This window comes from Mucilaginibacter sp. PPCGB 2223, from assembly GCF_001705515.1.
GTDB lineage: Bacteria > Bacteroidota > Bacteroidia > Sphingobacteriales > Sphingobacteriaceae > Mucilaginibacter.
Genome location: NZ_MDJS01000001.1, coordinates 1,209,203 through 1,221,602 on the forward strand (window position 1 = coordinate 1,209,203; position 12,400 = coordinate 1,221,602).

Here is a 12,400-nt window from a genome sequence, read left to right on the forward strand (position 1 = left end):
AGTAATGATATTGGTTGTTTGTTTTAAAAAAAATTTAACATTGTTATGCGGTTTTCAGCTCTTTATTGCGGCGGAAGATCGACAATAAAAATCCGATCACCATAATAATGGTCCCGCTCCAGAAAAAGTTAATATCCTGAAACTCGATGGCTTTCATCACAATGTATGGCTTTTTACTTTCGGGTTGCTGGTAAACTGATATCTCGAATTTAAAATCAGCCGGCGTTTTACCGGGGATAATTTTGCTGAAGCGCAGCTTCAAACCCGCGTCGGGCACACGGCGGGCAAAATCGAAACTGCTGCCATCCTTGATCATGTATACCGGCTCGCTTTTATAAACATTACCGTGGGTATGTATCTCCAGCTCAGCTCCTACCGAAACGTCGTTATCTTTTAGTTTGATATCCTGTACGGTGGCATTTTTGTTGATACCTTTCAGGTAGATCACTCCATCACGGTACGGAATGCTATCGCCAACGGCAACCTCGTGCAATATCGGCGGGTCGTAGTTTTTATCGTCGCTGGCTTCATCATGGCCGCCGTTACCTTCGCCGGTCATTTCATCATCGAACTTAATATTGGCCATGCTCACGTGTGTGTAAACATCGTGGAAGAGATAATGCCTTGTATCAGGAGAAGGGACTAAGCCCATTTTCCGGTTAGCCTGTACGTTAGGTTTTAATACAAATTCTTCTTTCACCTTGCCATCGCTTCCCATGCGCTTATAATCAACTTTAAAAAAATGATTTGGCAAGGCAACCGAATCGGTAAGATAAGTTACCAGGTACGGGCCCATCTGTACCGGCTCGTTACGGTAAAGCATAATGTTCTCGCGTGGGTTATTACCTTGCCTGGCAAATTCAGAACCATACGAAGTGCCGGTGTTATTGATGGAAATTACCGAACTGGTGCTGGCCGATATCACCGCGCCGATCAACAGCAAGCCAAAACCGATATGCGCTACCGCCGAACCTGCAAGTTTTATCTTGCCTTTAAACACATCGGCCAGTATTTTGGCGTTGGCCATTACCGAGTATACCGCGCCTATCATTAATACGCTATATATCCAATGGTTGTGATAGATGCCGGTATAATAAATGATCACACCTCCTATCAGCAGCGAAAAAACAAAGTATATCACGGTAGTGATATAAAACTTTGTCGCGTCGGTGTTTTTATATTTCAAAAACTGGGTAAAACCTGCCAGCAGGGTAACCACCACGGCAAAGCCGCTTTGAAACACATTGTAAAAGTTAACCGGCTCGTTAGGCGGCGCGGCATGCGTACCGAAGATGGCATTGAAAACCGGGATAGATGTTACGGCCACCAGTTGTAAACAGGATAATCCTAAAAAGCAGGCGCCCACAAACATCCAGAACTCGCGCGAATAGGTCTCTTCCTCCTTTTTGCTGAAAGGCAGCTCTTTCCAGCGTGCTGCCACTGCAGCGGCGGCAATAGCCAGGAAGATAAGCACATCAATAACCAGGTGCCAGAACATGCCCAGATCGGTAAAGGCATGTACCGAAGTTTCGCCCAGGATACCGCTGCGGGTGAGGAAAGACGCATATAAAACCAATACAAAACTGATCAGTACCAGGAAAGTAGCCGTAAAATAGGACTGCCCGGTATTTTTATATACGATGAGTACGTGCACAGCGGCAATCAATGTCAGCCATGGGATCATGGAAGCGTTCTCTACCGGGTCCCAGGCCCAGAAACCGTTAAAATTCAACGACTCGTATGCCCAGAACGAACCCATAATAATACCTGTACCCAGTATCATTACCGAGAACAGCGCATACGAAATAGCTGGCTGTATCCACTCCTTATATCTCTTTTGCCATAAGCCGGCTATCGCGTAAGCAAAAGGCACCACCATCGATGCAAACCCCAGGAAGAGGGTTGGCGGGTGGATCACCATCCAGTAGTTTTGCAACAGCGGGTTAAGGCCGTTACCATCTTTAATAAATCCTAAGTATTCGGGACTACTGAATATCGGTGCCTGTATAGCCTCGCGAAGCAAAATAAAAGGTGAACTGCCTACACGTGTAAATATCACAACGCCTAACAACATCGACGACAGTAGTGTTTGCGATAAAGCCACGATAGTCATTACCGGGTTTTCCCACGATTTGGCTTTCCATATCAGCACATTACCCAATATTCCCTGCCAGAATGCCCATAGCCAGAAACTACCTTCCTGCCCTTCCCAATAGCTCGAAATAATATAATAAACAGGCAGGTTACGCGACGAGTGCGCCCAGGCATAATGATATTCGAAAAAGTGGTTGTAAATGATATAAAACAGGCAGCAACCTATACCCACCACTGATGCGGTGTTGATACGGAAACCAATGCGGCCGAGCTTGTTCCACGATTTATCTAACGGATTTTTATTAACGGTAGCGAAGTAATAAGCGATTGTCGACAACAACGCCGAACCAAATGCCAATACGATAAAGAACTGGCCCAATTGGCCCGGGAGCAGGTGTTCGCCTTTAAAAGCTATATTCATTAAAATTAAATAGTGGCCGATTTAGCCTTGTATTCGGTAACTTCAACCTTATCCTGGGTATATTTTGATGGGCACTTCATCAGTATCTTCGAAGCGTGAAACTCGTTTCCGCTCATCTGCCCGGTTAAAACCACCTGCTCAGAGCGTTCAAAATCCTGGGGCTTGGTGCCGGTGAAAACAACCTTGCACTCCTGCCCTTTGTTATCCGTCATGTAAAACGAAAAGTAGTTGGCATCCTTTGTCGCATCGTAATACAGTTCTTTGCTCTTATCCAGGTGACCGACGATCTGCAAAGGGGCAGCACTGGTCATGGCTTCTTTAAACGAACCATAACTACTTGTTTTCGAATATGTACTGATAATTACTGCTATAGCGATAGCGATAACCACGATGCCTAAAATAGAACCTTTTTTCATGCTTGTAATAAATCTCCAGTCCGGGAAATGCAAAAATACAAAACGTGTAGTTAATAATGTTTATTACAAGCGATATATCTTATTTAGAATTATTCTTGAGAGAAAGAATCAAGACCTTTTCCAAAACGTCATTGTGAACGATAGTGAAGCAATCCCTACATAGGACAATCGTTGCATTGAATCGCACCTGCGTGTGTAAAGATTGCTTCGTACCTCGCAATGACGTACCGAAAGAAGTTTGTCTTGATTCCTGACTCTTGATTCTTGACCGTATTCAAACAAATGGTAAACGCCATTACATAAGCTAAATGCCTCTTTCCAGATCATTTACTGTGCTTACGTAATGACGTTATATTTTTAAGTGTTGATGCGAAATAGAATCGATCAACTAATGAACCAATTAACCATTCTTTACGGCCAAACACCTAAGTTTTGGTACGATACCGCAATCTTGTTAATTGCGCCAACAAATGCGGCGGTCCGTTGGTTACCAATCTTGGGATTATTCAATAAAGTTTCGCGGATCTCGTGGTACGAACGGATCATGGTGTCCTCTAAACCTGAGTTTACCAGTTCAAGCTCCGAAGCGCCTTTGATGATACTGGCCCGCTGCACCGGCGACAAAGCGACACCGGTGATACCCTCAACCATGTTCACCAGGTTAAGGTTCGAGTTTTCTTCAAACCTGCGGTTCATACGTCCAAATGCCACGTGCGACAGATTTTTCAACCATTCGAAGTACGAAACCGTAACACCGCCTGCATTGGCATACATATCGGGTATGATGATACCGCCGTTTTTATAGAATATAGCCTCAGCCTCGGGCGAGGTTGGGCCATTAGCTCCTTCCACAATAATTTTAGCCTGTATACGGCCAATATTGGCCAGTGTGATCTGGTTCTCTAAAGCTGCCGGTACCAGGATATCGCAAGGTTGCTCCAAACCCTCCATCGGGTTTTTAAACTCTTTTTTCGCGCCCGGGTAGCCTAATATCGATCCGGTTGTTTTGCGGTGCAAAAACACGGTTTCAACATCTAAACCATCGGCATTGTAAATAGCGCCTTCGTACTCGCAGATGCCTACGATAAGCGCGCCAAACTCCGACAGGAATTTAGCCGAGTGGTAACCCACGTTACCCAGACCCTGTACTATCACTTTTTTACCAGATAAGCCCGGTGTCAACCCTATTTTCTGCATATCCTCGCCAACACTAACACATTCGCGGGCGGCAATAGCCACGCCGCGGCCGGTGGCTTCGCGGCGGCCGGCAATACCATGCAGGGCAATTGGCTTACCGGTAACGCAGCCCATTGCATCCAGCTGGCCGGGGTTCATGGTGGCATAGGTATCGGCAATCCAGCTCATTTCGCGCTCGCCCGATCCATAATCGGGCGCAGGCACATCGATGCTCGGACCTATAAAGTTTTTCTTGGCCAGCTCGACCGTATAACGGCGGGTAATGTTTTCGAGCTCTGTTACGGTGTAATTTTTGGGGTTGATTTTTATACCACCCTTTGCTCCGCCAAAAGGTACGTTAACAATGGCGCATTTATAAGTCATGAGCGCGGCAAGAGCCATCACTTCATCTTCATTAACCATTTCGCTGTAGCGGATACCGCCTTTGGTTGGCGATTGGTGCTGCGAGTGCTCAACACGCCAGGCGTCTATTACTTCAAACCCGTTACCTTTCCTTATCGGGAAGCGGAAACGGTATACACTGTTGCATGATTTTATCTGGTCGAGCAAGCCGGCATCGTGTTTGGTAAATTGCGCGGCATGGTCAAAATTTTGGCATACGTCACTAAAAAAATGCGTGTCCTGGTCAGCAATAATAATACTGTTCGACATAAATTCAGAATTGTTTAACTAATTGGTTTCTTTAAAAAGTTGACAAATGTGCAGCAAAATTTATCAATTGTGCAAGTGAAAACTTACCGGCAAAAACTCAAAAACATTAACAGCAGAACAAAATCAATGTTTAGTTAAGATAGGGGTATTTTTTGAACCGATTTGAAAAAACGTATTTTTTTCAACATTCGTAAAATAAGACCGAAAAATGGCCTAAAAATTACAAATGTCGCAATAGAACTCTACTTTTCGAGCTTCTTCAGGCGTCTATCGATGGAGAACAGGTAGATAATAATACCTATAAACACGATAGCAATAGTGGTAATTACCACATATATCTTGCCCGAACTGCGCAGGGTATCAGCCATTTCGACACCAGCACTTTGCTGGGCGAAAACGGTAGTAAATATAAGCAGGAATAGGATTATAGAGGATAACTTCTTCATTAATTTATCGTGTTCTTTTTGTGTTCAATTAAACGGATACGGTAGCGGATGGAAGCTATCCAAACACCTATCAGGGCCCAGCCTATAAATGCCGGATAAAGTACTACCCGCATGCGGTTATCCAGGTCCATTTTGCCGAAAGCCGGGTTACCCCCGTTGCCCGGGTGCAGCGAGTCGGTCATCCTTGGCAGCACCATAATCAGCACCACCATAATCGGAAAGGCAAAAATGTTGTATATCGATGAAATCTTGCCACGTTTCTGTTCTTCATCTATCGAGTTGCGCAGCACCACATAGGCGCAATACAGCAAAAAGGCAATAGCTGCGCTGTTTTGTTTCGGGTCGTTGCTCCAGTATTCGCCCCAGGTATATTTGGCCCACATCATGCCGGTTACCAGCCCCAGTACAAAAAACATCATACCGGTATTCACACACTCAACAGAAGCCAGGTCGTACTCTTCCTTCCCGGTATTTAAATACATAATGCTGAACACTACCGATATAAAAAACACCGAGAACATAGCCATCCACATCGGTACATGAAAATAAAGGTTTCGGATGGTTTCGTGTAAGATTGGTAAAGTTGGCACATGGAACAATAAACCGGCAATCAGTGTATAAAACACCAATACAACGGCCAGTATCTTCCACCAGGTTTGATAAATAAACTTCATTCGGGCGTCAATAACAATGGGCAAAGGTAAATAATTCAGTCCGGAGTCCGGAGCCTTTAGTCATGAGTCTTTTTAAAAATTTCTTTAACTCAGCATAACGACTCGAGACTGCAGACTCAAGGCTCCGGGCTAGTCGCCCGGCTCGTAATTAACCGGCAACAATTCAGGCATCTTATCGCGTGCCCACGCACCCTCGTTCAAAACATCATGGCCGCTCAATATTATACCATTCCTGTCGAAGAAAGCGTATCCTTTATAAAGCGTAACTATGCTCACCATCGAGTCGTCCATGTCGAGCGGGCGGTATAACTGTGTATCGATAACCGTATCGTGCTTGCGCTTGTAAACCACGTACAGGTTGGTACTCAGGGCTACGGCATAGATACCGGCGCTATCGGTAGTATGTAATATTTCGTTCAAAGGTATGGGGTGTTCAATCAGGTTCTCGTCAAAGCGTTTCATGTTATACAGTTGCTGCCAGCGCCGCAGGGAGTCGTAATTGCGGATGGCTTCAAAGTGGTCTAACCGGTTAACGATAACCGCCTGCGGCGGGCGATCGGGGTTAGGGCGGCGGATAAGCCGGTACATCACAAAGCCCTGCGCATCCAGGTCGTTCTTAATCAGCGAACGGTAAAAATGCATGGCGGAGCCATAATAGGTATCCTCACGCTTAGCTTTCCATTTTGCCAGTTGCGATTTGCTGCCCGGCAAGTCCTCGTACAGGGGCTGCCCTCCTATCGACACCAAGTTCTCCACCCCATCAAACTTAAACTCTTCGAGCAGGTATTTTAACCTGTATCCCAGCGCGCGGTTCTCAATGATGATAAAATCATCGCTATGGCCTTCCAATATTTTATCGTTGCGGCGGTAATTCAGATCGATAACCTTGGGGTTTAATATTTTGCATTGCTTCGCGTTGGCCGACGTCCCTAAAAAATATTTCAGAAACATGACATAATTCTCTTTCGAAAACTTATGCGCCGATACTGAAACTTCCGTAAGCCCGATGCTTTTCAAATGCAGCTCGATAGTAAGGTTAATCGGCGCTGGGCCAACCAATATGGTTTTATGATAACTATCGTAGCCCACATAACTCACCACCAGCTCGTACTGGCCGGGCTTTAATCCGCGTAAAGCAAAACTGCCGTCGCTTTCGGTTGAAGTGCCGTAAGTAGCATTGCTTAAAAACACGCTGGCTTTGGCCAGGGGCATTTGCAGGTCGGCACTGGTTACTTTGCCGGTTATGGTACCATCCTGGGCAAACACATATACAGGCAGCAGCATGCCCAGCATCAAATAAAACACAAAACGCATGGCTAAAAATACTTGCAAAAAAATAAAAACAGGTGTAACAATTTAAATAGGCGATCAATCGCGCCATAAGAACGGGAACAGGATGAGCGATGTTGCAACAACGATGACATTTATTGCAAGCAAGGTAACAATATCCTGTGTGCTCAGGCCGCGATCCAGCCCGTCCATCGCTCTTTTACTTAAGCGTATAAGCAACAATATTACCGGGATGATAACCGGAAAGCTCAAAATAGCCATCAGTGTGCCGTTGTTGCCTGCTTTTGAGGCTATAGCCGATATCATCGTAAATACGGTAGAGAAACTGATACTGCCTAACAGCACAGTTATGCAATAGTAAAGGTTATCAACTGTAGGGTTTTTAAAGAACACACTGTATATTATTAAAGCCAGTATGCTCAACAGGGTCATCAATAATATATTATAAATTATTTTTGACAGGATGATGGCGTGCGGACCGGCAATAGCGTAATAGTAAAGCAAACGCCCCTTACTTTCCTGTAAAAAGCTCTTGGCTATGGCGTTTACCGACGCAAACAGGATGATGACCCAGAACAGCACATTCCACACCAGCGGGTAGCCCTGACTATCAACAAACCCCTGGTTTAAATTAAACGCCATATAGCAAACAAACACGGTCGACACCACGTATAATAATACACCATTAAAGGCGTATTTTGATCTCCACTCCAACAGTATTTCTTTTTTAAGCAGATGTATGGTTTGATCGAACAAATTCATTGGTCGCAAATATACATTTTAAAAAAGCGGATAAAGCACAAAAAGAGCCGGGCTGCAATAATGTAATTTGATTGTAAGCGTTAATCATTATACAGATAGTGGTATAGTTGTTGCAGCAAGTTAAATATAAACAGCAAGGGATATGAATACCGACGAAACCATAGCTTGTTACTGCTTTAATCCGCAATGTACAAACTCGATATATAAATATAAATCTACAGCTATTACCTACCTTTCGCTCGAAAAAGCGTTAACCACAAACGTAAGGTGTTCAAAGTGCGGCAGCTTGCTCAAATCCAAAATCGACCTGGAAATTGAAGATCAGATTCGTGAGGTGCTGGCCAATGCCTGTTGAAATAGAATCAAGACGCAAGAACCGAGCAACCGCGGGATCATTTACTCAATTAAAAAACAAATCAGTTAGTAAATAATCAGGAATTAAGATCACTTGCAATCACCGGCTTGCGTTAATTTATAGCGAGTGTTCAGCCTGATCTGACGGTTATCTCGCCTTTAATACAAAAAATCAAAACGGGACGATAGAAATCATCTGCATATCTCCTCATTTGCGCATATATTTGTTTATGCCTCAAGTTTACTACCAAACGCCCGTCGGTGTTGCCCGCATTACCGAAACTGATGGCTTCATCAGCAGTGTGAGCATTTTGGATACCATTCCCGAGATGGAAGAAGCGAGTTCACCATTGATCGAACGGGCCATACAGCAACTCGATGAATATTTTGCAGGCAAGCGCAGAGTTTTCGACCTTCCCTTAAAACATGAGGGCTCTGCGTTTCAGCAGCAGGTTTGGGATACTTTACAAAAGATAGATTATGGAAAAACCATATCGTACCGGCAACAATCAGAAATGATGAACAATCCGTTGGCTATCCGCGCTATTGCTTCAACAAACGGTAAAAACCCATGGTGGCTGATAGTGCCCTGCCACCGTGTTATTGGCGCCGATGGCAGCCTTACAGGCTATGGCGGCGGTTTGTGGCGTAAAAAGTGGCTGCTGGCCCACGAAGCCAGGGTAGCGGGTGTAGGCCAAACCAGCTTAGATTTTTGACAACTTATTGATATCAAGGAGTTTGCTTATTTTTAGATGCAGCTCATATGGCTGAAAAGGCTTGCCCAGCACATCGTTCATGCCCGATGCCAGGGCTTGCTGCTGCTCGTGATCGAACGTAGCTGCTGACAGCGAAATAATCGGTATATTTCGCTTAGGCTCCTCAAAATCAACCCTGATGGTTTTGGCAGTTTGGTAGCCGTTCATTTCGGGCATGTGGGTATCTAACAGTACGAGGTCGAAATCTTCCCGGGTAAGCGTTTCTATCGCCTTCCGGCCATTGTCAACCATTATCACCTCGATGTTCCAGCCCTTGAGCATTTTATTCATCATAAACTGGTTTACCACGTTATCTTCGGCCAGTAATACCCTTACATCGTTAAACGGAGGCAGATCTTTAATATTGACATTTTTAGTTACCTGTGGTTTTGGGGCCTCGGCCACACTGTACCAGTTGGCGAATGTAAATACACTCCCCTTCCCTACCTGGCTGCTAACGGTCAGGTCGCCACCTTTAAGCTCAATCAGCTTTTTAACAATGGTGAGCCCCAAACCTGTGCCGCCATATTTGCTTGTGGTATCATCCTCTGCCTGCTCAAACGAATCGAATATCTTATTCAGCCTGCCTGTAGGTATACCGATACCGGTATCTTCGACACCGAATTTAAGTTTTACCTTGTTATCATGCTTTTTATCCGCAATTACCGAAAGCTTAACATAACCTTTATCGGTAAACTTAATAGCGTTACCGATAAGGTTCATGAGTATCTGGTTCAGACGCAGCGAGTCGACCATAATACACTCGGGCACATCGTGTGCAACATCCAGTATCAGCTCGATATTCTTTTCATCGGCCTTAAATTTAAGCAGGTCCATTACCGAACCAACTATTTCGCGGATGTTGCACGACGTTCGAACAATACTAAATTTACCCGCCTCAATCTTCGATATATCAAGTACATCGTTAATTACGCCTAACAACGACTGCGACGACACGTTAAGTAAATCGACCATACCAAGTTGCTGGGTGTCCAACTGGGTATTTTTCAGCAAAACGGTAAGGCCTATGATGCCATTAACCGGTGTACGCAGTTCGTGGCTCATGTTGGCCAGGAATGTTTCCTTAACCTTACGGCCGTATTCGGCGAGTTCTTTCGATTTGATGAGCTGTTCGAGGTAGCTCTTTTGCGGAGAAATATCGCTGATGTTAATAAAAATAACCTTATTACGATACGATGCGCGGCACTCAACCCATATTATCCGTTTATCAAAGGTTTCAAACTTAAACTCGAACACTGCGAAAGCCAGGTTATCTTTGATGATTTCTTCAAGCTTTTTTCGAAAGGCCGGCCTGTCTGTTTCGGCGGCCAGGTCGATAATGCTTTTGCCTTTAACCTCTTCGGGCTTGTATTGCATTATTTTTTCGACAGCAGGGTTAATGCTTTTGATACGCAAGGTATGCGCATCGACCGAACAGATAATATCGGCCGAGTTACTTACTACCAGTGCATAATTTTCGAGTTCTTCGTTCTTTTTTTTGATCTCGAGCTGGTTGCGCGACATACTGATGAACGAATTAACCTTGGCCGAGGTGATATACGGATCGAGCGGCTTATACAGGTAGTCTATCCCTCCCGCTCCAAAACCCTGTACTGCATACTTTGGCTCTTTTGAAATTGCGGTAACAAATATGATCAGGATGTCTTTAGTCCTCGGGTTTGATTTGAGCATGCTGGCAAATTCAAAGCCGTCCATTTCGGGCATCTGAACATCTACCAGGGCGATACTTATTTCATTTTCCCAGGCAATTTTCAGGGCGTCGTTAGCTGACGTCGTCGACAATAAGTTAACGCCTTTCTGCGCTATCAACGCCTCAAGCGCAATTATATTTTCTTTTCTGTCGTCAACGATCAATATATTGACTGGGATCATGTGTTAATTTGATAAAGTAGTTTTAGGTTTGACTATTCCCCGTCATTAAGTTTAATATCTGGTTAGCTTTTAAAACAAACTCGCCTGCGTTGATATCAATTGCCGCCTGGGGCATTGTTGTTATTTCGGCGTCGTCGGGACTTTGTACAATGGTTAAAGCACCCGAACCGCGCAATTTAAGCAAGCCTTCGGCTCCATCCTGGTTTGCTCCCGAAAATAATATCGCAGCGCATTTTGCACCGTAAGTCCTTGCGGCGCTATCAAAAGTTACATCAATTGATGGTTTTGAAAACCATACCGGCTCCGACACGTCCAAGGCAAAAGTCTTATTTTTTTCAATCAGGGTATGGTAATTTGCGGGGGCTATGTATACTTTGCCCGCGGCTATTTTATCCTTATCCGTAATTTCGCTCACGGATATACGACAATTATTGCCGAACAGATTTTCAATATCGCTAAAATTATTTTTGCCCCGGTGGATTATAATAACCAGCGTTTGTTTGAAATCATGCGGCAGTGATCTGACGATATTAAAAACAGGCGAAAACGAACCGGCAGAACCACCAATAAAAATAACTTCAGCCTTATTTAAACGCCGCAATATAGCATCCAAGTCGTTATCCAACTTTTTGATAGATATTCTCCCTCGAATTTACAACCTTTAACCGTTTCTTGTAATAGTCAGACCGTATGGTTTCTTTCGAGCCCAGGCATAAAAAACCCAGGTTGCATAAACTATTATAAAATACATCGAGTACCCTCTCCTGCAGTTCACTCTCGAAATAAATAAACACATTCCGGCAGCATATCATCTGAAACTCATTAAACGCACCATCCGAAATAAGGTTGTGTACAGAGAACAAAGTATTCTTTTTTAATTCGGAATGCACGGTTGCAGCATCATACATAATAGTAAAATGATCTGTCAACGTTCCGGGCAAACCCACCTGGTTGTAGTTTTCGGCATAGCCTTTAATATTGCGCAAACTATAGATGCCTTTTTTTGCGTGCTGCAGTACTTCAGTGTTAATATCGGTGGCATAAATAAACGATTTGTTTTTATACCCGAGCTCCTGCATCAATATCGCCAGCGAATACGGTTCTTCACCGGATGAGCACCCGGCGCTCCATATTTTGATCCTTTGAAAAGTGGCAAGATACGGCATCACCTGGGTTTTCAACGCCCGGTAAAAGGACGGGTCGCGAAACATCTCGGTAACGTTTACCGTAATTTCTTCTAAAAACTCCTGGAAAAAAGCCGTGTTATTGATGAGCGCATGCTTCAGTTCCCAAAAATCATACTTCTTTAACTGCATTATCCGCATAATCCTTCGTTTTAGCGAAGCTTTGGAGTAATGCATAAAGTCAAACCCGTAAAGATTTTTTACAAGGCTTATTAACTCGGTTAATTGTATCGAATCTAATTCGTCAGTAGAGCCACGCATTT

12 protein-coding genes are annotated in these 12,400 nt (G+C 44.3%); 2 read left to right on the forward strand and 10 right to left on the reverse strand.

Annotated features, from left to right (window positions below):
* Window positions 1-43: 43 nt before the first annotated feature.
* The 7 genes from ccsA to BEL04_RS05225 form a co-directional block, all read right to left on the reverse strand.
* A complete protein-coding gene (gene ccsA / locus BEL04_RS05195; RefSeq protein ID WP_066000933.1) occupies window positions 44-2,515 on the reverse strand; it encodes a cytochrome c biogenesis protein CcsA in 2,472 nt (823 codons plus the stop codon).
* Between the two features lie 5 nt (window positions 2,516-2,520).
* Window positions 2,521-2,931 carry a cytochrome c maturation protein CcmE gene (locus tag BEL04_RS05200; protein ID WP_066000935.1) on the reverse strand — a complete coding sequence of 137 codons (411 nt, stop codon included), beginning with the start codon at window positions 2,929-2,931 and terminating at the stop codon, window positions 2,521-2,523.
* 411 nt (window positions 2,932-3,342) lie between these two features.
* Window positions 3,343-4,779, reverse strand: coding sequence for a Glu/Leu/Phe/Val dehydrogenase (locus tag BEL04_RS05205; RefSeq protein ID WP_066000937.1), 1,437 nt, complete (start codon window positions 4,777-4,779; stop codon window positions 3,343-3,345).
* Window positions 4,780-5,021: 242 nt separating this feature from the next.
* Window positions 5,022-5,225: a CcmD family protein gene (locus tag BEL04_RS05210; RefSeq protein WP_066000939.1), complete on the reverse strand. Its 204-nt coding sequence runs from the start codon at window positions 5,223-5,225 to the stop codon at window positions 5,022-5,024.
* Window positions 5,225-5,899: a cytochrome c biogenesis protein gene (locus tag BEL04_RS05215; protein WP_371327579.1), complete on the reverse strand. Its 675-nt coding sequence runs from the start codon at window positions 5,897-5,899 to the stop codon at window positions 5,225-5,227. Before BEL04_RS05215 ends, BEL04_RS05210 begins: the two co-directional genes overlap by 1 nt.
* 129 nt (window positions 5,900-6,028) lie before the next feature.
* Window positions 6,029-7,231 carry a carboxypeptidase-like regulatory domain-containing protein gene (locus BEL04_RS05220; RefSeq protein WP_139112922.1) on the reverse strand — a complete coding sequence of 401 codons (1,203 nt, stop codon included), beginning with the start codon at window positions 7,229-7,231 and terminating at the stop codon, window positions 6,029-6,031.
* Window positions 7,232-7,267: 36 nt separating this feature from the next.
* Entirely contained in the window at window positions 7,268-7,951 is a 684-nt protein-coding gene (locus BEL04_RS05225; protein WP_066000943.1) for a heme exporter protein CcmB, read from the reverse strand.
* 142 nt (window positions 7,952-8,093) lie between these two features.
* Between BEL04_RS05225 and BEL04_RS05230 the strand changes: the two genes are divergently transcribed.
* Both BEL04_RS05230 and BEL04_RS05235 read left to right on the forward strand, forming a co-directional pair.
* Complete coding sequence (locus BEL04_RS05230) at window positions 8,094-8,306, forward strand: hypothetical protein (protein WP_066000945.1); 213 nt, start codon at window positions 8,094-8,096, stop codon at window positions 8,304-8,306.
* A gap of 229 nt (window positions 8,307-8,535) precedes the next feature.
* On the forward strand, window positions 8,536-9,021 hold the full coding sequence (locus tag BEL04_RS05235) for a methylated-DNA--[protein]-cysteine S-methyltransferase (protein ID WP_066000950.1): 486 nt from the start codon (window positions 8,536-8,538) through the stop codon (window positions 9,019-9,021).
* Here BEL04_RS05235 and BEL04_RS05240 read toward each other — a convergent pair.
* Genes BEL04_RS05240 through BEL04_RS05250 form a run of 3 tightly spaced genes read right to left on the reverse strand, consistent with a single transcriptional unit; the run spans window position 9,010 to window position 12,398 of the window.
* Window positions 9,010-10,953, reverse strand: coding sequence for a response regulator (locus tag BEL04_RS05240; RefSeq protein WP_066000951.1), 1,944 nt, complete (start codon window positions 10,951-10,953; stop codon window positions 9,010-9,012). The two genes, BEL04_RS05235 and BEL04_RS05240, sit on opposite strands and share 12 nt — an antisense overlap.
* A 22-nt stretch (window positions 10,954-10,975) precedes the next feature.
* Window positions 10,976-11,578, reverse strand: coding sequence for a chemotaxis protein CheB (locus tag BEL04_RS05245; protein WP_175404000.1), 603 nt, complete (start codon window positions 11,576-11,578; stop codon window positions 10,976-10,978).
* Entirely contained in the window at window positions 11,571-12,398 is an 828-nt protein-coding gene (locus BEL04_RS05250; RefSeq protein ID WP_066000956.1) for a protein-glutamate O-methyltransferase CheR, read from the reverse strand. The genes BEL04_RS05245 and BEL04_RS05250 overlap by 8 nt, the downstream gene beginning before the upstream one ends.
* Window positions 12,399-12,400 lie beyond the last annotated feature (2 nt).